This is a genomic window from Streptomyces sp. NPDC054840 (genome assembly GCF_053611065.1).
Window position 1 is genome coordinate 1 of sequence record NZ_JBSGZP010000027.1, and the last position, 24,154, is coordinate 24,154.

The following is a 24,154-nucleotide window of genomic DNA, read 5'->3' on the forward strand; positions in this document are numbered from 1 at the left end:
CCTCACCCAGCGGGGTGCGGAGCGCGCGAAGCGCCGTGAGATCGAGCTCGTGCGCGCCCACGACGACAAACGTCAGAACCAAGCCCTGCGGCGCACGTGCTACGCGGACCTGAACCGGGACGCCCGGCAGTTCACCACCGCACTCAACCGGCATCTGCACACCATGCGGGAACGCGGAATCGAGGACGTCGACCGGACCGCGCTCGACGCGGCGAAGGACGCCTTCCGCGACCGCTACTCCGAGGCGCAGATGATCGCCCCCGATCACGTCCTGGCACCCGCGACATCGGTCCACCACGGCCTGACCGCGGTCTACGGGCAGGTCAAGCGCCTGGAGCGGGGCGCACCGGACCCGGGGGAGTCGATGGAGTCGGCGGCGCGGGCACAGCACGGGCTCTGGGACCCGCTCCGGGAGATGCGCGCGGCGATGCGCGCCGACCTGGGCGTGGCCTGAGGCAGGCTTGCAGGCGGAGGCGGGCAGGCACGGAGGCGGGCAGGCACGGAGGCGGTCCGCGAAGCCTCCGCCGCCGTGGGCCGGCAGCAGTTCTGGGCCGCCGGCGACGTGTGTCCGGGCCGGCCGTGCGGCGGGAGAACGAGCTCCTCGCACGACTGCTCGTGCCCCTCGCGCTCGGCGAGACGGCGCTGGAGTCGCTGACTCCCGAGCAGGTGGAGGCCGTCGTACGGGACACCGCAGCCTCTGGCCCGCCGGGGAGCGGCGACCAGGTCGGCCCGCTGGAGGGGGCCGACCTGCGGGCCGAGCTCGCCCGGATCGACGCCGTGCCGGCCCTCGTCGCCGTGACGACGGGGGACCGGCTCGTGCCGCCCGCCCTCCAGCGGGAACCGGCGGACGCCCTGCCGGGCGCGTCCGTCGCGGAACTGCCCAGCGGGCAGCTTCCGTTCGCCGAGCGCCTGGCCGAACGGGCCGCGCCGGTAACCGAGTTCCACGCGCGACCGGTGCTCCGGTGAGCGGACCGTACCGCCCTTGCGTCAGCGCGTCAGCTGCGGGCCGGCGATGACCACCTTGCCGACGTCGCACCCCGCTTCCACTTTGAGCCGTAGCCGCAGGGCGCCGTTGACCTCCACCCTCTTGGTGATGGGATGGCCCAGGGTGACCAGCTCGGAGAACGCGGCGGGCTGGCCGTCGAGCGCGATGGTGACCCGGCCCTTCTCGTGGGTGGAGCCGTCGTCGATCCCGGCCGTGAAGTCCAGGTACTTCCACTCACGGTTGAGGTCGAACTCCGCGATCGCGTCGCCGTTGCAGCCCAGGTCGGCGATGAACGCGGCGCCGTACTGCTTGGTGTTGATCTTCGCCGCCCCGACGGCGAAGTCGCCCAGTCCGTCGACGGCGGTCATGACGGTCAGATCGGCGGCGTTGACGCCCGGAGCGACGCCACCCGGGGGCTTGGACGCCGTACCGGTGGGCTGGGTCAGGGGTGTGTCGTCACCGGTCCCCGACGGGCTGGGGGACGCGGAGGCGGACGGGGTCGGCTGGGCGGGGGCGCCGGAGCTGGCCGCCCCGGCCGGCTTGTCGCCGCCGGCTGCCCGGTCCGCCCCCTGGTCCTTGTCCTTCAGCAGCTGTACGCCGACCACCGCGAGGGCGGCGAGCACCAGCACCCCGGCCACCGAGCCCAGGACCAGGCCGGTCCGCCGCTTCTTCTTCGGGAGTACGGGCTCCGGGGCGGCGGCCGGACTCAGGTTGTACGTCGGCCCGTACCCGGCGGGCACCGACACCGGCTCCGGCTGAGGCTGCGGCAGGGGCTGCGGCAGGGGCTGCGGCAGCGGTTGCGGAGTGGGGGCGGGGGCCGGGGCGGGCTCCGGGACGGTGGCCGGTTCCGACTGCACGGGCTGTGCCGGCTGCTGCGCGGGCTGGGCCGCCGGGGCGTACGCGGGCGGCGCAGCCACCGCCGGGGCAACGGGCGGCGGGGTGACGGGCTGCGGCGGGACCACCGGCGGTGGCGGCGGGGCGGCCGGCCTGGGCGGGTTCTCCTGGGCGGCCCGCTGCGAGGTGGCGGTTGTGGACACCACCGCGTGCCGGATGTCCTTCATCCATCCGGCCAGGTTCACCGGCCGCTTGCCCGGGTCCGCCGCGTAGATCGCGGTGATCCGCGCCCGCTGCTCGGCGTCCAGCACGGCGATCTGCGGCAGCGCGGTCAGCGCCTGCGCCAGCTGCTCCGGCGTGGCGGGCGGGGACTCCCCGCTCAGCAGGAAGTAGGCGATCGCCCCGAAGGCGTACCGGTCCGTGCCCGGGGTCCGCTTTCCGTCGAAGACCTCGGGCGCCGCGTAGCCCGGGGTGAACCAGACCTCGGCCGTCTGGTGGTCGGCGGTCAGCTTGCTGAGGCCGAAGTCCACCAGGGTGGCCTGCCCGTGCGCGTCGACCATCACGTTGCCGGGTGAGAGGTCACCGTGGACGACCTGGCGCCCGGACGGGGTGGCCTTCCCCGAGTGCAGCCAGTCCAGGACGTCGGCCAGCTGCTCCAGTGTGCGCATCACCTCGCGCCGCTCGCCGGCGGTGGCCAGCGTGCGCTCCGCCCGCCAGTCCCGCAGGTCGAGCCCGTCGACGTGGTTCATGACGAGGACGAGGGCCCGCCCGGTCAGGGTCGAGGACTCCCCGGGCCGGTGGATCGGCGGCCCCTCGAAGTGCTCGCGCACGCCCACGACGCCGGGCCGGTGGACGAACCGCAGCAGCTCGGCCTGCTCGTTCCATTTCTGGCTGATCCGGTCGAAGATGTCCGGCGTGATGGTCGTCTTGGAGTCGAGCACTTTGACGACCACGGGTTCGGATCCGCCGGCGAGTTCGATCTCGGCGAGATAGAGCACGGCCTCCCCGCCGCGCCCGATCGAGCGGAGCAGGCGGTACCGGTCCGCCGCCGCGTCCGGACCGATGTGCAGGTTCTGACTGGTCAATGTCCCCCACCTCAAGGTGCTTTGAGAGGCCATCAGCTTCCAGGGGAGAGGCGCGCGAGGTCAATGGGAATCGGGAATCCCCGTCGGGGTTCACCCTTTCATCGGCGGGCCGGCGGGCCGGCGGGCCGGCGGGCCGGCGGGCCGGCGGGCCGGTTGGCCGGTGCTCCGGCGGCGGACGTGGGGCCCCGACATGCGACCGGGCGCCCGGCTCCCGGAACCGCCCTCCGGGCGGCCGCCGTTCGCCGAGCGCCCGGTGGAGGGGCGGTTCCGGTCAGCCGGTCGCCTGCGCGGCCCCCGGAGCGGTGAAGAAGGCCAGCCGGGCCGGCTTTGCGGGGAGGTGGACCTCGGGCAGATCGATCTCCGGGAGCACCACCTCCGGTCCGAGCACGAAGCCGGTGCGCTGCATGAGGGAGATGGCCTTGAGGTTGCGGGCGTCCGGTTCGACCACCACGCGCCGCGCGGCCTCGTCGGAGAACACGAACCTGATGAAGGCGGTCATCAGCGAGCCGGTGAAGCCGTGCTCGGCGGCGCCCGTGGCCGGGCTGATCAGCAGGTGTACGCCGACGTCCCCGGGCTGGACCTCGTAGCACTCGCCGACCCGGTCCTCGGCGCAGTCGTACGTCTGGAACAGGGCGACCCGCTCGCCGTCGCGGCTCACCATGAAGGCGTGGTGGGTGGTGCGGCGGTCGACGTCCTCGTAGATCTCCTGCACCAGTTCGCGGCTGGCCTCTCCCATGCCCCAGAAACGGGCCCGCTCCTGGGTGACCCAGCTGTGGATCAGCGCGGAATCCGCCGCCGGGTCGACGGGGGCGATGGTGACGGTGCCGAAGCCCTCGACGACCTGGGTGTGCACGGGCTGTCCGACGGAGAGGGCGGAGGTCATATCGATTCCTTGCTGAGCCGGGTCCAGTCGGTGACGACGGGGACGAGTTCGCACTGCGCCCACAGGGGCAGCTGGTCGCGGTGGTGGGGTGAGCCGGTGACACCGTCCGCGCCCAGCGGGACCGCCCACAAGCTGTCCTCGCGGCGGGCGAGGTCCCAGACGTAACGGGCCGCCGATGCGCGGGCGGTGAGGTCGGTGAAACCGGGGACGGTGGAGGTGGCGTTCACGCAGTCGTGGTCACCGCCGAGGCCGGGCCACTCCGTGGCCTCCAGGTCGGGAACGGCCTGCCAGGGGGTGAGGCGGTGGACCTGCGACCAGGGGGTCTCGGGGGTGCCGGCCGCGGCCGTCTCCTCCAGGGCGGCCCGGACGTGCGCCGCCCGGTCGAGGCCGGGGACGAGGGAGGTGGTGAGCAGGCCTTCGAGGGCGTAGCCGATCCTGGGGACCAGGTACAGCCAGGGGTGGAAGACGGCCGGGCCGGGGGGCGCCCCCCACAGGCCCTCGAAGACGGGATCGGCGGCGAAACGGCGCACGGTCGCGCTGCGGAAGGCCGAGAAGACGGTGGCGTCGGTGCTGTCGGCCGCCATGTGCCGGTCCCAGGCCAGCAGTCGGGTCCGCAGGGCCTGCGCGGCCGGGGTCAGGTCCTCGAAGCCGGGCAGCAGCGCGAGCAGGGGCGCGGCCGAGGCCAGGTGCGTGTCCCGGTGTACGTCGGCCATGGCCTTCGGGGACCAGTCCGTGGAGCCGCTGAGCAGTTCGCGGATGCGGTCGGCGCGGTGCGGGGGCGCGAACTCCACGCCGAGCGGGGAGGCGATGCCGCGCGCGTTCGCCATCACGGCGAAGCCCTGCACCGGCTCGGCGGGGGTAGGGGCCCAGCCCTGCCAGGCGTGCTGCGGGTCCCAGGCGGGCACGGGGCGCAGCCGGTTGGTGCGGTGGCGCAGCGGCACGACGCCCGCGACGCGGTGCAGCAGACCGCCCGCGGAGTCGGCGGCGTGGACGACGTTGACCGGCTCGGCCCAGCCGTCCAAGGCCCGGTCGATGTCGGCGACGGTGCGGGCGCGCAGCAGCGCGGGGAGGGCGGCGAAGCCGAGGTCCAGGCGTACCCGCGGCGGGTAGCGCAGGGAGAGGGTCTGTGTGCTGCCGTCGGCGCGGCCACCGGCGTCGGCGTGCGTGTCGGCGCCGAGGTCGCCGTCCGCGTGGACGATCACGGGGCCGCGGGGGGTCTCCAGGATCTCCACCTCGACGTCGTCGGCGTCGGCCACGGTGATGGTCTCGGTGTGGCGGGAGACGGGCTCCCAGGCGCCGTTGGCGCCGAGGGCCCGGACGGTGCCGTCGTCCTCGCGGCGCAACCGCTCGACGTACAGGTCGTGGTAGTCGGACATCGCGTTGGTGATCGCCCAGGCTGCGGTGCCGGTGTGCCCGAAGTGGCCGAGGCCGGGGACGCCGGGGACGGCGAGGCCCAGGACGTCGTAGTCGGGGCAGGAGAGGCGTATCTGCTGGTAGACGCCCGGGTCCTCGATGAACCGGTGCGGGTCGCCCGCGATGATCGCCGAGCCGGTGGTGGTGCGGTCGCCCGGGACCAGCCAGCCGTTGCTGCCGGCCGTGCCGGGGCCGTCGGTGGCGAAGAGGGTGACCGCCTCGTCGCCGAGGGCGCGGGCCACGCGCTCGCGCCACAGCTTGGTGGCGAAGCCGGCGAACAGGATGTGCGTGGCGATCCAGATGGCCAGCGGAACCCACGGCTCCCAGGGCGTGGGGGTCAGACCCGTGCGTGCGAAGCGTTCGTCACGGGCGGCGCCGGCGGCGAGCCCATCGTTGACGCCGTCCACGTACGCGCGCACCCAGGCGGCGGTGCGGGGGTCGTCGGCCTCCATGGCCTCGTAGCAGCGGCGGGCGGTGTCGGCCAGCCGGGACTGGCGGGCGAAGCGGTCCCAGGTGACGGCGTCCGCGCCGAGGAAGGAGGCGCTGGAGCCCTCGGAACGGTGCCGTTCGACCTCCAGCTGCCAGGCGCGGTCGAAGGCGGTGACGCGGCCCTGCGCGTGGACGAGCCGGAGTTCGTCCGATGCGCGGAGGTGGGGGATGCCCCACCGGTCGCGGTACACCCCGTAGGATTCGGGGGTCTCCACAGAGGGCTCGCCCCGGTTCGCTCCGTACGACCGGGCGTCGCCGTTCTCGCTGCTGGCACTGCTCACACTGCTCACACTCTTCCCCGACGTGCGTTTAGGTTAGGCTGACCTAACTATAGGGGCGCTAGGGGAGGGGCTGGACATGGCGGTCGGCAAGGGCTGGGAGGGCGTGGTCCTCAAGCTCATGCGGGGCAAGGACTTCACGTTCACGGTGACGGGAGCGGAAGACCTCACGGAGAACTACCGCCGCGTGAACTTCACGGACGGCGGTCTGCTCGCGGCCGCCGGCGCATCGCTGCACCCGACGATGTGGGTACGCGTCTGGTTCCAGGGTGCGGGCAAGCCGCACCAGCGGGCCTACACGCTCGTGGACCCGGATCCGCGAGCGGGCACCTTCAGCTTCGAGTTCGCCCTGCACGACGGGGTCGCCAGTGCGTGGGCGCGCGACGCCGAGCCGGGCGACACGGTCGAGGCCACCGTCCAGGGCACCGGATTCACGCCCCCGGCGCCGGCCCCGGAGCGCCTGCTCGTGATCGGCGACTCGGCGTCCCTGCCGGCGATCAACTCGCTGCTGGACACGTACCCGCAGACCCCGGCGACCATCTGGTTCGAGACGCAGCACGACTCGGACGAGCGGCTGCCGATGCGGGTGGAGCCGGGCCGGCACGACATCCGCCGGGTGCGCAGGGACGGTACGGCGCTGGCCGACCGGGTGCGCGCCGAGCTTCCCGAGCTGGCCGGGGACCCGGAGGGGGCGTACGTCTGGCTGGCGTGCGACACGGTGACGACGCGCGCCCTGACGGCGTACCTGCGCAAGGACCTCGCGCTGCCCAAGCACCAGGTGAACGCGCTGGGTTACTGGCGGCCGGAGGCCTGAGCCGCCCCGCGGCCGTCAACGGCGGAACGCGAAGCGCCCTCCGTCCGACGCACGGAGCAGTCCCCCGCCGCACGCACCCGCCGGGGCCGTTCCCCCTGGTCCCGGGACAGCCCTCAGGCGCCGGTCGTGCCGTCGATCCCCTCGCGGAGGAAGTCGGCGTGGCCGTTGTGGCGGGCGTATTCGTGGATGAGGTGGAGCATCACCAGACGCAGCGAGGCCTCCTCCTCCCAGCTCGGCACGTACGCCGTCACGTCCAGGGACTCGGCGGCGGCCTCGATCCGGCGGGCGTGCGCGACCTCTTCCTGCCAGGCGGTGAACGCCTCGGCGCGGCTGGAGCCGGAGGCGTCGTAGGCGGCCTGGAAGTCGTGCGTGTCCGACCACAGGTGCGGCAGGTCCTGGCCGTCGAGGACACGACGGAACCAGTGCCTCTCGACCTCGGCCATGTGCCGGACCAGCCCCAGCAGGGACAGCGTGGACGGGGGCATCGAGGCGCGGCGCAGCTGCTCGTCGCTGAGGTCCTCGCACTTCCGGGCGAGCGTGGCCCGGTGGTAGTCGAGGTAGGTCCGGAGGGTCTCGCGTTCGTCCCCGGTCAGGGGCGGGCTGATGCGTTCCATGGAAGTGATCTTGCCCGCTGTTCCAGGGCCGGTACAGACCCGGCCGCCCCGCGCTACGAGGCCGCTGTCCACATGTACGGCACCGTCACACCCAGGACCCCGAAGCCCAACCGCTCCAGGATCGGGCGGCTGTCGTCCGTCGCGTCCACCTGCAGGTAAGTGATACCGAGCTCGGCCGCCAGACGGGCGCGGTGGGCGACCAGCAGGCGGTAGATGCCGCGGCCGCGCCACTCGGGGATCGTGCCGCCGCCCCAGAGGCCGGCGAAGGCCAGGCCCGGCCGCATCTCCATCCGGGCCGCGCTCACCGGGGTGTCGCCCGCCATCGCGAGCACCGCGGCGATCGTCTCCGGCTCCTCCCGCAGCTTGCTGAGCAACTGCTCCCGGATCCGGGGCCGTTCCGTCCCGAAGGCGCCCGCGTGGACCCGCATCATCAGGTCGACGCCTGCCTCGTCCGTCACCACCCGCAGCGTGATTCCCTCCGGCGGCGCCACCGGCAGGTTCGCGAGCTCGGACGCCAGGCCCACCATCAGTGTCTCGGGCGGCTCCGGCACGAAGCCCGCCGCCCGCAGCCGGTCGCCGAGGTCCGCGGGCCGGTCGTGGTCGTACAGTTTCCACTCGAACTCCGGACAGCCGCGTCCCGCGAAGAACGCCACCTGCGCCGCGATCTCCGCGTCCGCCGTCCCCTCGTCGAGGTCCGACCAGAGCACCGCGTTCCACCCGAGCGCGGGCGCGACGTGCCGTACGACAGCGCCCGCCCGCTCCACGTTCGCCCGCGGGGCGTCCGCCTCGGCCCCTTCGCGCACCTCGGTGTCGAAGCGGGCGCGCACCTTCATCAGTTCGTCGAGATCGATCGTCATGGGCCCAGACCACCAGTGTCGGGCGGGCGCCACAACTGCATTAGCCTCACCCCCGTGAACCACGACTCCACCATCTACACCGGTAAGGCGACCCCCGACGCGGCCGCCGACCGCGGCTGGCTCCTCGGCCACTTCAAGGCCCCCTCCGATCCCCGCCACAGCGAGGACGTGGAGATCAAATGGGGTGTACACCCGAAGGGCGACGAGCGGGATCGGTGGGCGACCGCCGAGAAGCGCACCGCGCTGCTGGTGCTGATCAGCGGACGCTTCCGGCTGGAGTTCCCGGGGCGCACCGTCGTCCTCGCCGAGCAGGGGGACTACGTGCTCTGGGGACGCGGCGTCGACCATTCCTGGTACGCCGAGGAGGATGCCGTCGTCCTCACCGTCCGGTGGCCCTCGATACCGGGCTATCGCGTGGACGAGCTCGAAGCGCAGCTGGAGGCCGGGTCCTCGGGCCGCCCCGCGCTGTGACAATGCACACGAAAGGGGCCAACGATCACGAAACGCTGAGATCGTTGAGGCTGTAGACCATCTGAGCCGAGCCTTCCCGGGGTGATCCCCCTGGTCCCTCGGCCGGGCCTTCACGCGTTCATGCGTTCTTTGCGGCGGGCTGACTCCCGGTAAAGATCCGAACCACCAGGGAGCACGTCCGTTGGCTGTAATCGCACGCTGGTGCATGGGCCACCGCCTCCTCGCCGTGCTCATCTGGCTGCTCGCACTCGGCGGGACCGCGGCGGCCGCGATGACCGCCGGGTCGGCGTTCTCCAACAACTACGAGGTCCCCGGCACGCAGTCGGGCAAGGCGAACGCCCTCCTGCGCGAGGGCTTCCACGGCCAGGGCGGCGACACCGACACCATCGTGTGGCGGGCCCCGGACCGGCAGAGCGTGCGCACTCCGGACATCGAGCAGCGCATGGCCCGGGCCCTGGAGGCCGTCGCCGGACTCCCCGGCGTCGGATCGGTCGCCGGACCCTACGGTCCCGCCCCCGAGAACGCCGCGCGGATCAGCCCCGACGGGCGCACCGCCTACGCGGTGGTGACCTTCGACCAGCAGGCCGACTCCGTACCCAAGGGCCAGGCCAGGGCGGTCGTCGACACGGCGAAGAACGCCACCACCGAGGCCGGCGGTCTCCAGATCGAACTGGGCGGCCGCGCCATCCAGCTCACCGAGGCCCCCACCGCGCACCTCGCCGAGGTCATCGGCGTCGCCGTCGCGGCCCTGGTCCTCTTCCTCGCCTTCGGCTCGCTCGCCGCGAGCCTGCTGCCCATCGCGACCGCCCTGGTCAGCGTGGGCACCGCCTATTTCGGCATCACCCTGCTCGGCCACGCGATGCCGGTCGCCGACTTCGCCCCGATGCTCGGCACCCTCATCGGCCTCGGCGTGGGCATCGACTACGCGCTGTTCATCGTCACCCGCCACCGCAAGGGCCTGGCACGGGGCAGCACCGTCGAGGAGGCGGCCGTGAACGCCGTCGCCACCACCGGCCGGGCCGTCGTCTTCGCCGGTGCCACCGTCTGCATCGCCCTGCTCGGCATGCTGGTGCTGCGGCTGGACTTCCTGAACGGCGTGGCGATAGCGGCCTCCGTCACGGTCGTCCTGACGGTCGCCGCCTCGGTCACCCTGCTGCCCGCCCTCCTCTCGTACATAGGCATGCGCGCCCTCTCGCGCCGCGAGCGCCGCAGGCTCGCCGCCGAGGGCCCGCGTCCCGAGCAGACCTCCGGCTTCGCCGCCCGCTGGTCCGTCTTCGTCGAACGCCACCCCAAGCTGCTGGGTGTCGTCGCCACCGCGGTCATGCTGGTGCTGGCCCTGCCCACGCTCTCCCTCCACCTGGGCACGTCCGACCAGGGCAACAACCCGGCCACCTCCACCACCCGGCAGGCCTACGACCTGCTGGCGGAGGGCTTCGGCCCCGGTACCAACGGTCCCCTCACCGTCGTCGCCCGGCTGGACGGCGCCGGCGACCGGCTCGCCGTGGACCGGCTCGCGCAGGCCCTCCGCACCACCGAGGGCGTCGCCTCCACCGGTCCCGCCGTCCTCAACCGCAGCGGCGACACCGCCGTCCTGACCGTCGTGCCGGACTCCGCCCCGCAGTCCCGCGCCACGAGCGACCTCGTCGACAGACTCCGCCAGGACGTCATACCGGCCGCCGGTCACGGCAACTCCATGGAGGTGCACGTCGGCGGTGTGACGGCCGCCTACGACGACTTCGCCGAGGTCATCATCGGCAAGCTGCCGCTCTTCGTCGGCGTGGTCATCGCCCTCGGCTGCGTGCTCCTGCTGCTGGCCTTCCGGTCCATCGGCATCCCGCTCAAGGCGGCGGCGATGAACGTCGCCGCCGTCGCCTCCTCCTTCGGCGTCGTGGTCGCGGTCTTCCAATGGGGCTGGGGCAGCGAGCTGCTGGGTCTGGGCAGCGCCGGCCCGATCGAACCCTTCCTGCCCGTGATCATGGTCTCCGTCCTCTTCGGACTGTCGATGGACTACCAGGTCTTCCTCGTCAGCCGGATGTACGAGGAGTGGCTGGAGACCGGCGACAACAGGCGGGCCGTGCGCGTGGGCCTCGCCGAGACCAGCCGGGTCATCAACTCGGCGGCCGTCATCATGATCTCCGTCTTCCTGGCCTTCGTACTCAGCGGCGACCGGATCATCGCGATGTTCGGCATCGCGCTCGCCGCGGCCGTGGCCCTCGACGCCTTCGTGCTGCGCACCCTCCTCGTCCCGGCCCTGATGCACCTGCTCGGCGGGGCCAACTGGTGGCTGCCCGCCTGGCTCGACCGGCGTCTGCCCAAGATCAGCATCGAGCCCCCCGAACGCCGCCCGCATGCAAGACTTCCGAAACAGCGGCCCGCCGCGGACCTTGTCACGAGCGAGGACAGCGCCGAGCCCGCCACCGCCTCCCGGTGATCCGGCCACCCGCCGCCCGAGACCCAAGGAAGACCGCGCATGTTCTCGATAGACCTCGCCGAAGACGCCCAGATGTTCCCGCTCGAAGCCCGGCACGCCCAGGAGTTCTTCGCGCACATCGAGCGCGGACGCGAATTCATCGGCCAGTACGTCGGCTTCCCGGACCGGGCCACCGACCTCGACTCCGCCCGGGCCCTGCTCGCCAAGTACGCGGTGACGGCCGGGGAGGACGGCGCCCGGTTCTTCGGCATCCGGCTCGACGGCACCCTGGTGGGCGGAGTGCTCTTCCCGGCGTTCGAGGCGCACCACGGCAACTGCGAGATCGGCTGCTGGCTGGAGCCCGACGCGGCCGGCCGAGGCCTGATCACCAAGGCCTGCCAGGTCCTGATCGACTACGCCTTCGGTGAGCGCGGCATGCACCGGGTCGAGTGGCACGCCGCCTCCGGCAACAAGAAGAGCCTCGCCGTGGCCGCGCGTCTCGGTATGACCCGCGAGGGCGTCATGCGGGAGAACTACCTCCACCACGGAGTCCGCCAGGACACCGAGGTCTGGTCGATCCTCTCCCACGAGTGGGCCGCGAACCGCTCCGCCTGAGCCCGGTCCGGGCCCTGCCCGGGGGCGCCGTGTAAGGGGCCACGCCGACCGCGGGGCCCTCCACGGCCGGAACCCGCGGATTCTCAGAAAACTCTCAGACAGGACGCCTACGGTGCCCCGCATGGACACCACGAAGACCCCCGCCCCGAACGCCGCCGAGGCGGACACCACCCCGGTCGACCTCGAAAAGACCGAGACCCCCCAGCCGGCCGAGGCCGAAGCCGACTCCGCGGTCACCGACGAGGTCACCGACACGGACCTGGACGACGAGGCGTTCGCCGAGGACCAGGCCGAGGACAGGGAGCCGAGCCACGTCGGATCCGCGGCCTTCGCGATCGTCGCCGCAGGTCTCGGTGCCGTCGCCCTCAGTGGCAGCTGGGTCGCGGGCATCGTGTCCGAGCGTGCGAGCATCACCGCCCGGCTGGAGCTGACCCAGGCCGCCGACGCCAACGCGCAGATCGCCGCCCAGTTCGTCGACCCGTGGCACACCACCGCGATGGTGAACGGCATCTTCTCCGCCCTCGCCCTGATCATCGCCACCTTCGTGCTGGCCCTCCCCGCCTTCAGCAGCCCCGAGCGCACCCTCCCGACCTGGGTACGGTCCGTCTCCTGGGCGGCCATCGGACTGGGCGCCCTCGGCGTACTGCTCTTCGTCCTCATGTACTTCGATCTCCTCCTCGCCATTCCCGAGGCGGCCGGAGCCGGCGCCTAGGCAGGGCCTCCGGTCCTCACGGACCGACCGGGGGCTCCCCCGGCCCCGGACCACGCCCCCTGCTCCCGGCAGAGGTGGCAGAGGCGGGCAGACGCGGCAGACGACCGATGTGCCGGTAGCCCTGGGGCGCGACTCTTGGATCACACCGGGACGAGGTGCCCGAGCAGCGCGACCAGGAAGCAGCGATGTTCGACCTGCCGGCCAAATCCCGCCGCCGGGGCGCCGGCGCCTGGCCCTGCTGACCGCCGGTGAACCGGGAGCCCGCGGCCGTCCTGCTCCCCGAAGACGGCGAGCGTGCACGTCTCGAACAGGTATGGCGAAGCCGGACGTCGCCGGCCGCTGCGGGACGCCGCGATCGCCCACCGGCTGCGTCTCTCTTCGCCGCTCCCGCCCCGGTCAGTCCCCGTCAGGGGGCTGCTCGTCCAGGCGTATGAGCACCTTGCCGGAGTCGAGATCTATCGGGCCCCGTCCCGGATCGTTGTCATTGACGTCGGTCCGGGACAGCTCCAGCCGTTTCTTCTCCTCGTCCGAGTGCTTGCGTCCCGGGTTGAACAACTCCTCGATCATGTTGAACACCGTGCCCACCGCACCCTTCGTCCCCGGCCGGGGGACCTACCGGTCACCGCACAGTCAGGGTCAGGATCCTGTCGTCGCCCGCTTCGGGGGACCCGCGCCCGTCCGTCTCGCTCGTCACCAGGAGCACGCGGTCCCCGCCCAGGGGCACCACCGTCCGCAGCCGGCCGTACTCGCCCTCCAGGAAGGCTTCGGGCTCCGCCGCCGGCTCGGTCCCGGCCAGCGGGATCCGCCACAGCCGCTTGCCCTTCAGCCCGGCCATCCATATCGAACCCTCCGCCCAAGCGATCCCGCTCGGCGAAGCCTCGTCGGTCTTCCACACGGCCACCGGATCCCGGAAGCCGGGCTTTCCCGCCTTCCCCTCGGCATCGGGCCACCCGTAGTTGGCGCCCGGCTCGATCAGATTCAGCTCGTCCCAGGTGTTCTGGCCGAACTCGGCCGCCCACAGCCGTTTGTCCTTGTCCCAGGCGAGGCCCTGCACATTGCGGTGCCCGTAGGAGTAGACGACGGAATCCGCCTCCGGATTGCCGTGCACCGGATCCCCGTCCGGCGTCATCCGCAGGATCTTGCCGCCCAGCGACTTCTTGTCCTGCGCGAGCCCCGTGTCACCGGTCTCGCCCGTCCCCGCGTAGAGCATCTTGTCCGGGCCGAAGGCGATCCGGCCGCCGTTGTGGATCAGACCCTTGGGAATGCCCCGGAACACCGTGTCCGGAGCGCCCAGTTGCTGCCCGGCAGGTCTCTGCTCGTCGTACCGCAGCCGGGCGATGCGGTTGTCGGACTCGGTCGTGAAGTACACGTACACCAGGCGGTCCGACGCGAAGGTGGGTGACAGCGCGAGACCCATGAGCCCGCCCTCCCCGCCCGGAGCCACCCCTGGCACCTTTCCGATCTGGGTCACCGCGCCCGAGCCCGCCGCGACCCTGCTGATCGTCCCCTTGTCCCGCGAGGCCACGAGCAGGTCCCCGTCCGGCAGCGGGGCCACGCCCCACGGCGACTCCAGCCCTTTGGCCACCTCGCCGGTCACCGTCACGGCCCCTTTCGCCGGCGGCCCGGTGGCCTCCGGCGACGCGGACGGTCTCCCCGACGGCCCCGGTGACCCGGCGCCTGCCGTGGCCGTGCCCGGCGGGGAGCCGCCCGGCCCCGCCGCCGGTGCGCCCTCCGGCGAACACCCCGCCGCCAGCAGAGCACCGCAGCCGGCCAGCGCGAGCGCCGCCAGCACACCCCGGCCCCACCCGCCCGCTCCCTCGGATCCCGCCTGCCCGGGAGAACTTCCGTATCGCATCGCCCTGCTCCCTTCCGGTCCTCCGATCCTGCCCTTCATCCGTCTCAACAGCTCCGGCAGTTCGCGAAGTTCCACCACTCGTACACTCGATCGAGTGGTTGTCGCGCCGACCCCCGTGCCGACCCCCGCGCGGCCCCGCCGATGCGCCGACCCGTGGATCAGTCCCAGGCTCCCACCTCGACCGGAAGGGACGCGATCTCGGTCAGGTCACCGGCCGAGAGCCGGACCTCCGCCGCCCGCGCGTTCTCCGCCGCCCACGGCGCCCGGTCGGCCCCCGGCACCGGCACCACCTGCGGCCCCTGCGCCAGCACCCACGCCAGGGCCACCTGTCCGACCGTGACCTCGGGGCCGTGCCGCCTGGCCACCTGCCGCAGCCCCGCCAGCAGCACCTGGTTCGACGCCATCGCCTCCGCCGTGAACCGCGGATGCCGGGCCCGCACGTCCTGCGGCTCGAACCCCTCACCCGGCGTGAGGGTCCCCGTGAGGAACCCGCTGCCCAGGGGCATCGCCGCCAGGAACCCGACGCCGCGCGCCGCGCACCACGGCAGCAGCTGCCACGCCGCCTGCGGCGACCACACCGACAGCTCCGCCTGCACGGCGCTCACCGGGAACACCTGCTGCAACCGCTCCAGGCGCCGCAGGGTCGTCCGGTACCCCTGGTCCCCGCTCCGCCCGGCTCCCGGCCCGGCCCCGGCGCCCAGCGCGCAGTACCCGAGCGCCCGCACCTTCCCCGCGCCCACCAGCTCGGCCATGGCCCCCCAGGTCTCCTCCACCGGCACGTCCGGATCCACCCGGTGCAGCTGGTAGAGGTCTATGACATCGGTCCGCAGCCGCCGCAGGGAGGCGTCGCAGGCCCGCCGCAGATAGCCGGGCCGCCCGTCGGCGACCACATGCTGGTCACCCGCCCGCAGTCCCACCTTGGCCGAGACGAACGCCTCGGACCGCCGCTCCCGCAGCACCCGCCCGAGCAGTAGCTCATTGGTGAACGGCCCGTACACGTCGGCCGTGTCCAGCAGGTTCGACCCCAGGTCCAGCGCCGTGTGAACGGCGGCCAGCGACTCCTGCCCCCGCCGCCGCGAAGGCGCGTACGCCCAGCTCATCGGCATACAGCCGAGGCCGATGGCGCCCACCGTCAGCGCCCCCGCCCCGATCGACCTGCGCTCCACCCCTGCGTCCCCCTCCGGTTCCGGCCATCAAACTAACGGCTTGATCCGGATGCCTTGGCATAGCCTCGTGATCATGACTGCAATGACCCCGGATGTCTGGCTCCCGTTCCCCGCCGAGGACATCGAGGGCCTCCCCGACTCGTTCCGGTACCGCCTCTGGGACGGCGAGGACGCCTTCCCGGCCGATCCCGCGGACTGCGTCTTCTACGTGACGCCTTACATGAAGTCCCCCGAGGTCACCGTGCGCCCGCTGGCGGCGATGCCCGCGGTCCAGGTCGTCCAGACACTGACCGCCGGGATCGACCACGTAATGGGCGGCCTCGGAGACCTGCGTCCCGGCGTACGGCTGTGCAACGCGGTCGGGGTCCACACGGCCAGCACCGCCGAACTCGCCCTCGCGCTGGTCCTCGCCTCCCTGCGAGGCATCCCCGGCATGGTCCGCGGCCAGGACCGCGAGGAATGGCGCTCCGGCTTCTACGACGCCCTCGCCGACAAGTCGGTTCTGATCATCGGCTACGGATCGATCGGCTCCGCCGTCGAGGACCGGCTCGTGGCCTTCGAATGCGGGCCGGTCACACGGGTGGCGCGTACGGCGCGGGCCGGCGCACGAGGGCCCGTGCACGCCCTCGCCGACCTCCCCGCGCTCCTGCCCCAAGCCGACGTGGTGATCCTCGTGACGCCGCTGACCGATGCCACCCGGGGCCTGGTCGGCGCCGACTTCCTCGGCCGGATGAAGGACGGCGCCCTGCTCGTGAACGTGGCACGCGGTCCCGTCGTCGACACCAAGTCCCTGCTGGCGGAGGTTGAGTCGGGAAGGCTGCGCGCGGCACTGGATGTCACCGACCCGGAACCGCTGCCTGCGGGCCACCCGCTCTGGCATGCTCCGAATGTCCTGATCACACCTCATGTGGGCGGCAGCAGCTCGGCGTTCGAGCCGAGGGCCAAGCGCCTGCTGGCCCGCCAGCTCACCCGGTTCGCCGCCGGAGAGCCCGTGGAGCACACGGTGTTGATCACCGAGTGACACGTATCGTGCATACTCTCCGCAGTCACTCGAATGCTCTGCGTGGGCACAACTCCCCGATTGGTAACGGAGAGTAGAGAGACTATGTCCCTGAGTGACGAAAGTGGTGTATCGTCCCGAAGAAGGGGCTGCGCCACGAACGTCTGGCGCTGGGGAGTGATCGGACACTTTGGGGGCGACGGGCGATGCACTGCCAATGGACGAAGGATCCGATGCGGCACAGCCGCCGGAGGCGACGCGGCCGAGACTGGGCTGCACCGGAACCAGGCAGCGAGGGGGACCGGTGAGTACCCCGGGGGCGGCGCTCCTGAACCGGCCGTCCGTCTCGGGCGGAGGCAAGGGCCTGGCGATGCAGCTGCTCCTCGCCGTGGTCAGCGGCGGGTACGCAGTCGGCGCCGCACTCAACTGGGGCTCGGAGGAAGTCGCCGAGATCATGGGCGACTTCGGGCTCAGCGCGGCCGGCCTGCTCGCCGCGGTCTCCTGCTACTCCTACGCCAGGGCGATCGACAGCCGCGAACGCCCCGCCTGGCTGCTCTTCGCCTTCTCCTCCCTCATGGGTGCCGGCGGCAACGCGGTCTGGGGCTGGTACGAGGTGATCCTGGGCGAGGAAGTGCCGAAACCCTCGCTCGCCGACTTCGCCTTCCTCTGCTTCGCCCCGCCCGCCATCGTGGGCCTGCTCGTCCTCGCAAAACGCCCGGTCACCCGCGCCGGCTGGGTGTGCCTGGGACTCGACTCCTGGCTCATCGGCGGCTCCCTGCTCACCCTCTCCTGGAGCCTGGCCCTGGCCCACGCGGCGCGGACCGCCCAGTCCGGCGCCCCCGGCAGCGTCCCGCGCGCCGCGCTCTCCCTCGCCTACCCGCTCCTGGACATCGCGCTCGTCTCGATGGTCCTGGTCCTGCACTTCCGGCGCAGCGAGACCAACCGCTCCGCCGTCAACACCGCCATCGCGGCGCTGGCCCTGACCGTGCTCAGCGACGCCCTGTTCACCTCGCCCCTGCTGAGCGCCGAGTACCAGTCCGGACAGCTCCTCGACGCCGGCTGGTTCGCGGGATCGCTGCTCCTCGCCTACGCGCCCTGGGGCGCCCGGCGCCTCCATCCGGTCCCGGAGCCGGCCGGGCGCCCGCGGGTGGACCGGGCGCACAGCCGACCGATCACCGGCTCGCTCCCCGCCCTCACCCCGTACCTCGCGGCCGCCGTGTGCACCCTCGGGATCCTGTACAACGTCGTGGACGGCCGGAAGGTGGACCGGATGGTCGTCTTCACCGGCTGCACGGTCGTGCTCGCCCTCGTCATCCGGCAGGGCATCATGCTCCTCGACAACATCGCGCTGACCCAGGAACTGGCCCAGAAGGAGAACCACTTCCGCTCCCTGGTCCAGGGCTCCAGCGACGTCATCATGATCGCCGCGCCCACCGGGACCCTGCGCTACGTCAGCCCCGCCGCCGCCGGGGTCTACGGCCGTGAGGCGGAGGAGCTGGTCGGCACCGAGCTCGCCACCCTGATCCACCCCGACGACCTCGGCCGGGTGGTCCACGAGGTACGCCGCTTCCTCGCCGCAGCGCCGACGGAGGAGCCCACCACCCGCATCGAGTGCCGCTTCAAATCCGGTGGCGGCGAATGGCTCAATGTGGAGTCCACCGTCAACCGCCACCAGGGCGGGCTCATCCTCAACAGCCGCGACGTCACCGAACGGGTCCGGCTCCAGGCCCAGCTCCAGCACAGCGCGGAACACGACCCGCTGACCGACCTGCCCAACCGGGCCCTGTTCACCCGGCGCGTGCGCCAGGCCCTGACCGGCCGGCGCGCGGGCGACCACAGCACCGCCGTGCTCTTCATCGATCTCGACGGCTTCAAGGCGGTCAACGACACCATCGGCCACCAGGCCGGTGACGAGCTGCTCGTCGAAGCCGCGCGCCGGCTCCAGGACTCGGTCCGGGCCGGGGACACCGCCGCCCGCCTCGGCGGCGACGAATTCGCCGCGCTGATCCTGGGCGACGGCAGCCGCGACCCCGGCGCCCGCGAGTACCAGGTGCGCGAGATCGCCGACCGGCTGCGCACCACTCTCTCCCAGCCCTACCGGATCGGCGGCAGCGAGGTCCGCGTCGCCGCGAGCATCGGGGCCGCCTTCGCCGACCCCGGCATCACCCCTTCGGACCTGATGCGCAACGCGGATCTCGCGATGTACCGGGCCAAGGCCGGCGGCAAGGACCGCGTCGAGATGTACGCCCCCCAGATGCAGGCCGAAGTCGTACGCAGGGCCGAACTGGCCGGCCGGCTGCGGACGGCGCTGCACGAGGGCGAGTTCGCCCTGCTGCACCAGCCTGTGGTCTCGCTGGCCACCGGCGAGGTGTCGGCCGTCGCCGCACAGGCCCGCTGGCGCTCCGCCCAGGGGATCCTCTTCACCCCGGCGGAATTCCTCCGGGTCGCCGAGTACAGCGAGGGCGGCGCCGGTGGGCCGGGCGGCCCCGCCGCCGGCCAGGACGCCTCGCGCACCGCCGAGCTGGGGCGCTGGCTGCTGGAGGAGGCCGTGGAGCAGGCCGCTGACAGGCACCGGGCCGGGCACGACGTTCCCGTGGCCGTGCGGATGACCGCCCAGCGGCTCCTGGACCGGTCCCTGCCGCTCGCCTCCGTGGAGGCCCTGCTGAGCCGGCACGGGCTGCCGTCCGGAGCCCTGGTGCTGGAGCTCGCCGTATCCGACCCCAGAGTGCCCTTCGACGACCTGGAGCGCCGCCTGACGGCACTCCACCGGCTCGGGGTGGGTATCTCCCTGGACGGCTTCGGCAGCGGCTACGCGGCCATCAGTGCCCTGCGCCGCCTCCCTGTGGACATGCTCAAGCTGGACCGGGGCCTGGTGGAGGGGGTGGTCGAGTCGGCCCGGCTGCACAAGATCACCGCCGGTCTCTTGCGGATCGCAAACGACCTGGGCATGCGGTCGGTGGCGGACGGGGTGGACCTGCCCGAGCAGGTCCTGGCGCTGCGCGCCATGGGGTGCACGCACGGCCAGGGAGCGGCTTTTTCCGGCCCGCTCGACGAGTACAGGCTGCGGCGTGCGCTGGTGCGCGGTACGTTCCCAGTACCGGGCGGAGCGGCCCAACCAGCACTGGCCGGCGGTTCCCCCGGGGGCTCCATGGCCATCCATAGAGGCTCACATAATGAGACGCCCGTCCCACCTACTTGACATCACCCTCCCGCCAGAGGGAGGGTCAATGCCATGCGCACCCGAATTCTCGTACTTGGAAAGCGCGTCGGCTGAGGCTGGGACCTGCATGTCCCCGCTCAACACCCCCGACGCGCTCCCCTCGCTTGCCTCCTGGCACGAGGGGTTTTTTGTTGCACTGGCACAGAGTCGAATCCGCGTAAAACCCTCAGCTTCGAGAAGAGAATGCCGATGACCGAGCAGGCCACCGGGGCCCACCATCCGCAGCCGCGGCCCCGTTCCGGCGGACAGCAGTCCGCCGCAGTTGAGCACGTCACGGGTGCGCAGTCCCTCATCCGCTCTCTCGAAGAGGTGGGGTGCGACACCGTCTTCGGTATTCCGGGCGGCGCCATCCTTCCCGCGTACGACCCGATGATGGACTCGAAGAAGGTCCGTCACATCCTGGTCCGCCACGAGCAGGGGGCCGGCCACGCCGCCACCGGCTACGCGCAGGCCACCGGCAAGGTCGGCGTCTGTATGGCCACGTCCGGCCCGGGCGCCACCAACCTGGTCACCCCGATCGCCGACGCGCACATGGACTCCGTCCCGCTCGTCGCGATCACCGGTCAGGTCTCCTCCAAGGCGATCGGCACCGACGCCTTCCAGGAGGCGGACATCGTCGGCATCACGATGCCGATCACCAAGCACAACTTCCTGGTCACCAAGGCCGAGGACATCCCGCGGACGATCGCCGAGGCGTTCCACATCGCGGCCACCGGCCGTCCCGGCCCGGTCCTGGTCGACATCGCCAAGGACGCCCTTCAGGCGAAGACCACCTTCTCGTGGCCGCCCACCCAGGACCTCCCCGGTTACCGACCGGTCACCAAGCCGCACGCCAAGCAGATCCGCGAGGCCGCCAAGCTCATCTGCCAGGCCAAGCGCCCGGTCCTGTACGTCGGCGGCGGCGTCATGAAGTCCGGCGCCACCGCCGAACTGAAGGTCCTCGCCGAGCTGACCGGCGTCCCGGTCTGCACCACCCTGATGGCGCTGGGCTCCTTCCCCGACAGCCACCCGCTGCACGTCGGCATGCCGGGCATGCACGGTTCCGTCACCGGCGTCACCGCGCTGCAGAAGTCGGACCTGCTGATCGCGCTCGGCACCCGCTTCGACGACCGCGTCACCGGCAAGCTGGACAGCTTCGCCCCCTTCGCCAAGATCATCCACGCGGACATCGACCCGGCCGAGATCGGCAAGAACCGCGCGGTCGACGTCCCGATCGTCGGAGACGCCCGCGAGGTCATCGCCGACCTGATCCAGGCCGTCCAGGCCGAGCACACCGAGGGCAACGCCGGCGACTACACCGCCTGGTGGAACGACCTCAGCCGCTGGCGCGACACCTACCCGTTGGGCTACGACCTGCCCGCCGACGGCAGCCTCTCCCCGCAGCAGGTCATCGAGCGGATCGGCGCGCTCGCCCCGAAGAGCACGATCTTCGCGGCCGGCGTCGGCCAGCATCAGATGTGGGCCTCCCACTTCGTCAAGTACGAGGAGCCCCGCACCTGGCTGAACTCCGGCGGCGCCGGAACCATGGGCTACGCGGTCCCCGCCGCGATGGGCGCCAAGGTCGGCATGCCCGAGCGCACGGTCTGGGCGATCGACGGTGACGGCTGCTTCCAGATGACCAACCAGGAACTGGTCACCTGCGCCCTGAACAACATCCCGATCAAGGTCGCGATCATCAACAACGGCGCGCTGGGCATGGTCCGCCAGTGGCAGACCCTGTTCTACAACCAGCGGTACTCCAACACCGTTCTGCACGCCGACGAGACCGGTCACGACACGGTCGGCTCCCAGCTCGGCGAGTCCATCGCGCCCCGCAAGGGCACGCGCGTCCCGGACTTCGTCAAGCTGTCGGAGGCCATGGGCTGCGTGGCGCTGCGCTGCGAGGACCCGGCCGACCTGGACAGGGTCATCGCCGAGGCCAACGCGATCAACGACCGTACCGTCGTGGTCGACTTCATCGTCCACGAGGACGCCATGGTGTGGCCGATGGTCGCCGCCGGTACCTCCAACGACGAGGTCATGGCAGCCCGGGGCGTCCGTCCCGACTTCGGCGACAACGAAGACGACTGAGCCGAGAGAGCCCGAGAGAGAGAACGCCCCACATGTCCAAGCACACGCTCTCCGTCCTGGTCGAGAACACGCCCGGCATCCTTGCCCGGATCGCCGCCTTGTTCTCCCGCCGTGGGTTCAACATCGATTCCCTCGCGGTCGGTGTCACCGAGCACCCCGACATCTCCCGCATCACCATCGTCGTCAACGTCGAGGACCTCCCGCTGGAGCAGGTGACCAAGCAGCTGAACAAGCTGGTCAACGTGCTCAAGATCGTCGAGCTGGAGTCCCACAACGCCATCGAGCGCGAGCTCGTCCTGGTGAAGGTCCGCGCCGACAACGAGACCCGGTCACAGATCGTCGAGATCGTCCAGCTGTTCCGCGCCAAGACGGTCGACGTCTCCCCGGAGGCCGTCACCATCGAGGCCACCGGCGGCTCCGACAAGCTCGGCGCGATGCTGAAGATGCTGGAGCCCTTCGGCATCAAGGAGCTCGTCCAGTCCGGCACGATCGCCATAGGGCGGGGCGGCCGGTCCATCACGGACCGCAGTCTGCGCGCGCTCGACCGCAGCGCCTGACGCAGGACCTGACGCAGGACCTGACGCAGGACCTGACGCAGGACCTGACACCAGGGCCTGACACCGGGCCTGACGCAGGGCCTGACCCGTCGGCCCGGCACCGCGGACACGTGAGCCCGGCCAGACACGCCCAGCTCGCATAGCGAGACCGAGAAACTCAGATTCCGTTCCCCGCCGTACGGTGGGAGCAACACCAGCGCACCAAGGAGATATCCCAGTGGCCGAGCTGTTCTACGAGAACGACGCCGACCTGTCCATCATCCAGGGCCGCAAGGTCGCGGTCATCGGTTACGGCAGCCAGGGCCACGCCCACGCGCTGTCGCTCCGTGACTCCGGCGTCGACGTCGTCGTCGGTCTGAAGGAGGGCTCGAAGTCCAAGGCCAAGGCCGAGGAGCAGGGTCTGAAGGTCGTCCCCGTGGCCGAGGCCGCCGCCTGGGCGAACGTCATCATGATCCTCACCCCGGACCCGCTGCAGGCCGAGATCTACGAGGAGTCCATCAAGGAGCACCTCGAGGAGGGCGACGCGCTCTTCTTCGGCCACGGCTTCAACGTCCGCTACGGCTTCATCAAGCCGCCGGCCAACGTGGACGTCGCCCTCGTCGCCCCGAAGGGCCCGGGCCACCTGGTCCGCCGTCAGTACGAGGAGGGCCGCGGCGTTCCGTGCATCGCCGCCGTCGAGCAGGACTTCACCGGCTCCGCCTTCGCCCTCGCGCTCTCGTACGCGGCCGGCATCGGCGGCACCCGCGCCGGCGTCATCAAGACCACCTTCACCGAGGAGACCGAGACCGACCTGTTCGGTGAGCAGGCCGTCCTCTGCGGTGGCGCCTCCGCGCTGGTCAAGGCCGGTTTCGAAACCCTGACCGAGGCCGGCTACCAGCCGGAGATCGCGTACTTCGAGTGCCTGCACGAGCTGAAGCTCATCGTGGACCTCATGTACGAGGGCGGCCTGGAGAAGATGCGCTGGTCCGTCTCCGAGACCGCCGAGTGGGGCGACTACATCACCGGCCCGCGCGTCATCACCGACGCCACCAAGGCCGAGATGAAGAAGGTCCTCGCGGAGATCCAGAGCGGCGAGTTCGCCAACACCTGGATGGCCGAGTACAAGGCCGGTCTGCCGAAGTACAACGAGTACAAGAAGGCCGACGAGGAGCACCTGCTGGAGACCACCGGCAAGAAGCTGCGCAAGCTGATGAGCTGGGTCGACAACGACGAGAGCTGATCTCGTGGCGGCAGGGTCGGGACACGCGAGGTCCCGGCCCCGCCGCGCATCACCGGGCGGGTATTCCACGCCGGGAATCCGGCTCTCACGGGCGCGGCTTGTCCACCCCGGCCAACCACGGACGGGTGATCCTTCCGTACAGGCGGGAATCCGGCCCGTCAGCGCCACTACACTGCTCAACACATACGCGTCAGGCCCACAGTGTCGTGCGTCTTCCACGCGGCTACCCCCTCCACCGCCTGCGGCCGTCGGGACGGCCGTCCGCACTGGACTTGTGAGGACCCACGTGAGCTCGAAACCTGTCGTACTCATCGCCGAAGAGCTGTCGCCCGCCACCGTCGAGGCGCTGGGCCCGGACTTCGAGATCCGGCACTGCAACGGCGCGGACCGCGCCGAGCTGCTGCCCGCGATCGTCGACGCCGACGCGATCCTCGTCCGCTCCGCCACCAAGGTCGACGCCGAGGCCATCGCCGTGGCCAAGAAGCTGCGGGTCGTCGCGCGCGCCGGTGTCGGTCTGGACAACGTGGACGTCTCCGCCGCCACCAAGGCCGGCGTGATGGTCGTCAACGCGCCGACCTCGAACATCGTGACCGCGGCCGAGCTGGCC

At 71.8% G+C, this 24,154-nt stretch carries 20 protein-coding genes and 1 pseudogene; 13 read left to right on the forward strand and 8 right to left on the reverse strand.

The window, feature by feature from the left end; translation table 11 throughout:
- Together ACWGIU_RS04140 and ACWGIU_RS04145 are read left to right on the forward strand one after the other, a co-directional pair.
- On the forward strand, positions 1–454 hold a 454-nt coding region (locus tag ACWGIU_RS04140; protein ID WP_453702209.1), incomplete at its 5' end, for a hypothetical protein.
- A 125-nt stretch (positions 455–579) separates the two neighbouring features.
- Positions 580–966: an alpha/beta fold hydrolase gene (locus tag ACWGIU_RS04145; protein ID WP_453702210.1), complete on the forward strand. Its 387-nt coding sequence runs from the start codon at positions 580–582 to the stop codon at positions 964–966.
- 21 nt (positions 967–987) lie between these two features.
- On the opposite strand, the gene ACWGIU_RS04150 is transcribed toward ACWGIU_RS04145, so the two are convergent.
- The 3 genes from ACWGIU_RS04150 to ACWGIU_RS04160 form a co-directional block, all read right to left on the reverse strand.
- Entirely contained in the window at positions 988–2,904 is a 1,917-nt protein-coding gene (locus ACWGIU_RS04150; RefSeq protein WP_453702212.1) for a protein kinase domain-containing protein, read from the reverse strand.
- Positions 2,905–3,175: 271 nt separating this feature from the next.
- Positions 3,176–3,787 carry a GNAT family N-acetyltransferase gene (locus tag ACWGIU_RS04155; protein WP_453702214.1) on the reverse strand — a complete coding sequence of 204 codons (612 nt, stop codon included), beginning with the start codon at positions 3,785–3,787 and terminating at the stop codon, positions 3,176–3,178.
- A complete protein-coding gene (locus tag ACWGIU_RS04160) occupies positions 3,784–5,904 on the reverse strand; it encodes a penicillin acylase family protein (RefSeq protein WP_453702242.1) in 2,121 nt (706 codons plus the stop codon). The genes ACWGIU_RS04155 and ACWGIU_RS04160 overlap by 4 nt, the downstream gene beginning before the upstream one ends.
- A gap of 142 nt (positions 5,905–6,046) precedes the next feature.
- On the opposite strand from ACWGIU_RS04160, the gene ACWGIU_RS04165 reads away from it, so the two are divergent.
- Positions 6,047–6,781 (forward strand): siderophore-interacting protein, encoded by a 735-nt coding sequence (locus ACWGIU_RS04165; protein ID WP_453702216.1) that lies wholly within the window; start codon positions 6,047–6,049, stop codon positions 6,779–6,781.
- 113 nt (positions 6,782–6,894) lie between these two features.
- Here ACWGIU_RS04165 and ACWGIU_RS04170 read toward each other — a convergent pair whose 3' ends face one another.
- Together ACWGIU_RS04170 and ACWGIU_RS04175 are read right to left on the reverse strand one after the other, a co-directional pair.
- Complete coding sequence (locus tag ACWGIU_RS04170) at positions 6,895–7,395, reverse strand: DinB family protein (protein ID WP_453702218.1); 501 nt, start codon at positions 7,393–7,395, stop codon at positions 6,895–6,897.
- A gap of 53 nt (positions 7,396–7,448) precedes the next feature.
- The gene (locus tag ACWGIU_RS04175; protein WP_453702220.1) at positions 7,449–8,252 is read right to left on the reverse strand and encodes a GNAT family N-acetyltransferase; all 804 of its coding nucleotides are present in this window, start codon (positions 8,250–8,252) and stop codon (positions 7,449–7,451) included.
- A 54-nt stretch (positions 8,253–8,306) separates the two neighbouring features.
- Between ACWGIU_RS04175 and ACWGIU_RS04180 the strand changes: the two genes are divergently transcribed.
- From ACWGIU_RS04180 to ACWGIU_RS04195, 4 genes are all read left to right on the forward strand, one after another.
- The gene (locus tag ACWGIU_RS04180) at positions 8,307–8,723 is read left to right on the forward strand and encodes a signal peptidase I (RefSeq protein ID WP_453702222.1); all 417 of its coding nucleotides are present in this window, start codon (positions 8,307–8,309) and stop codon (positions 8,721–8,723) included.
- A 181-nt stretch (positions 8,724–8,904) separates the two neighbouring features.
- Complete coding sequence (locus ACWGIU_RS04185) at positions 8,905–11,154, forward strand: MMPL family transporter (protein ID WP_453702224.1); 2,250 nt, start codon at positions 8,905–8,907, stop codon at positions 11,152–11,154.
- A gap of 39 nt (positions 11,155–11,193) precedes the next feature.
- On the forward strand, positions 11,194–11,748 hold the full coding sequence (locus ACWGIU_RS04190; protein WP_453702226.1) for a GNAT family N-acetyltransferase: 555 nt from the start codon (positions 11,194–11,196) through the stop codon (positions 11,746–11,748).
- Positions 11,749–11,869: 121 nt separating this feature from the next.
- Positions 11,870–12,460, forward strand: a complete 591-nt coding sequence (locus ACWGIU_RS04195; protein WP_453702228.1) for a hypothetical protein — start codon at positions 11,870–11,872, stop codon at positions 12,458–12,460.
- Positions 12,461–12,856: 396 nt separating this feature from the next.
- Here the strand turns inward: ACWGIU_RS04195 and ACWGIU_RS04200 are convergent, their stop codons facing one another.
- From ACWGIU_RS04200 to ACWGIU_RS04210, 3 genes are all read right to left on the reverse strand, one after another.
- On the reverse strand, positions 12,857–13,027 hold the full coding sequence (locus ACWGIU_RS04200) for a DUF6191 domain-containing protein (protein WP_453702230.1): 171 nt from the start codon (positions 13,025–13,027) through the stop codon (positions 12,857–12,859).
- 52 nt (positions 13,028–13,079) lie between these two features.
- Entirely contained in the window at positions 13,080–14,315 is a 1,236-nt protein-coding gene (locus tag ACWGIU_RS04205) for a PQQ-dependent sugar dehydrogenase (RefSeq protein ID WP_453702232.1), read from the reverse strand.
- Positions 14,316–14,473: 158 nt separating this feature from the next.
- Positions 14,474–15,481, reverse strand: coding sequence for an aldo/keto reductase (locus ACWGIU_RS04210; RefSeq protein ID WP_453702234.1), 1,008 nt, complete (start codon positions 15,479–15,481; stop codon positions 14,474–14,476).
- Between the two features lie 73 nt (positions 15,482–15,554).
- Between ACWGIU_RS04210 and ACWGIU_RS04215 the strand changes: the two genes are divergently transcribed.
- From ACWGIU_RS04215 to ACWGIU_RS04240, 6 genes and pseudogenes are all read left to right on the forward strand, one after another.
- Positions 15,555–16,502 (forward strand): 2-hydroxyacid dehydrogenase, encoded by a 948-nt coding sequence (locus ACWGIU_RS04215; RefSeq protein ID WP_453702236.1) that lies wholly within the window; start codon positions 15,555–15,557, stop codon positions 16,500–16,502.
- A 283-nt stretch (positions 16,503–16,785) separates the two neighbouring features.
- Positions 16,786–19,680 (forward strand): putative bifunctional diguanylate cyclase/phosphodiesterase, encoded by a 2,895-nt coding sequence (locus ACWGIU_RS04220; protein ID WP_453702238.1) that lies wholly within the window; start codon positions 16,786–16,788, stop codon positions 19,678–19,680.
- A gap of 204 nt (positions 19,681–19,884) precedes the next feature.
- Positions 19,885–21,771, forward strand: a complete 1,887-nt coding sequence (locus tag ACWGIU_RS04225; protein ID WP_453702240.1) for an acetolactate synthase large subunit — start codon at positions 19,885–19,887, stop codon at positions 21,769–21,771.
- 32 nt (positions 21,772–21,803) lie between these two features.
- On the forward strand, positions 21,804–22,328 hold the full coding sequence (gene ilvN / locus ACWGIU_RS04230) for an acetolactate synthase small subunit (protein ID WP_030010002.1): 525 nt from the start codon (positions 21,804–21,806) through the stop codon (positions 22,326–22,328).
- A gap of 217 nt (positions 22,329–22,545) precedes the next feature.
- Positions 22,546–23,547: a ketol-acid reductoisomerase gene (ilvC, locus tag ACWGIU_RS04235; protein WP_030763764.1), complete on the forward strand. Its 1,002-nt coding sequence runs from the start codon at positions 22,546–22,548 to the stop codon at positions 23,545–23,547.
- 286 nt (positions 23,548–23,833) lie between these two features.
- Positions 23,834–24,154 (forward strand): annotated as a pseudogene (locus ACWGIU_RS04240) (phosphoglycerate dehydrogenase); the annotation flags it as partial.

Bases quoted from the DNA above. Each gene is read 5' to 3' on its own strand.
- ACWGIU_RS04155 (WP_453702214.1), bottom strand. From the start codon at position 3,787: ATGACCTCCGCCCTCTCCGTCGGACAGCCCGTGCACACCCAGGTCGTC.
- ACWGIU_RS04175 (WP_453702220.1), bottom strand. From the start codon at position 8,252: ATGACGATCGATCTCGACGAACTGATGAAGGTGCGCGCCCGCTTCGAC.
- ACWGIU_RS04195 (WP_453702228.1), top strand. From the start codon at position 11,870: ATGGACACCACGAAGACCCCCGCCCCGAACGCCGCCGAGGCGGACACC.
- ACWGIU_RS04200 (WP_453702230.1), bottom strand. From the start codon at position 13,027: ATGATCGAGGAGTTGTTCAACCCGGGACGCAAGCACTCGGACGAGGAG.
- ACWGIU_RS04225 (WP_453702240.1), top strand. From the start codon at position 19,885: ATGCCGATGACCGAGCAGGCCACCGGGGCCCACCATCCGCAGCCGCGG.
- ilvN (WP_030010002.1), top strand. From the start codon at position 21,804: ATGTCCAAGCACACGCTCTCCGTCCTGGTCGAGAACACGCCCGGCATC.
- ACWGIU_RS04205 (WP_453702232.1), bottom strand. From the start codon at position 14,315: ATGCGATACGGAAGTTCTCCCGGGCAGGCGGGATCCGAGGGAGCGGGC.
- ACWGIU_RS04165 (WP_453702216.1), top strand. From the start codon at position 6,047: ATGGCGGTCGGCAAGGGCTGGGAGGGCGTGGTCCTCAAGCTCATGCGG.
- ACWGIU_RS04190 (WP_453702226.1), top strand. From the start codon at position 11,194: ATGTTCTCGATAGACCTCGCCGAAGACGCCCAGATGTTCCCGCTCGAA.
- ACWGIU_RS04170 (WP_453702218.1), bottom strand. From the start codon at position 7,395: ATGGAACGCATCAGCCCGCCCCTGACCGGGGACGAACGCGAGACCCTC.
- ACWGIU_RS04215 (WP_453702236.1), top strand. From the start codon at position 15,555: ATGACTGCAATGACCCCGGATGTCTGGCTCCCGTTCCCCGCCGAGGAC.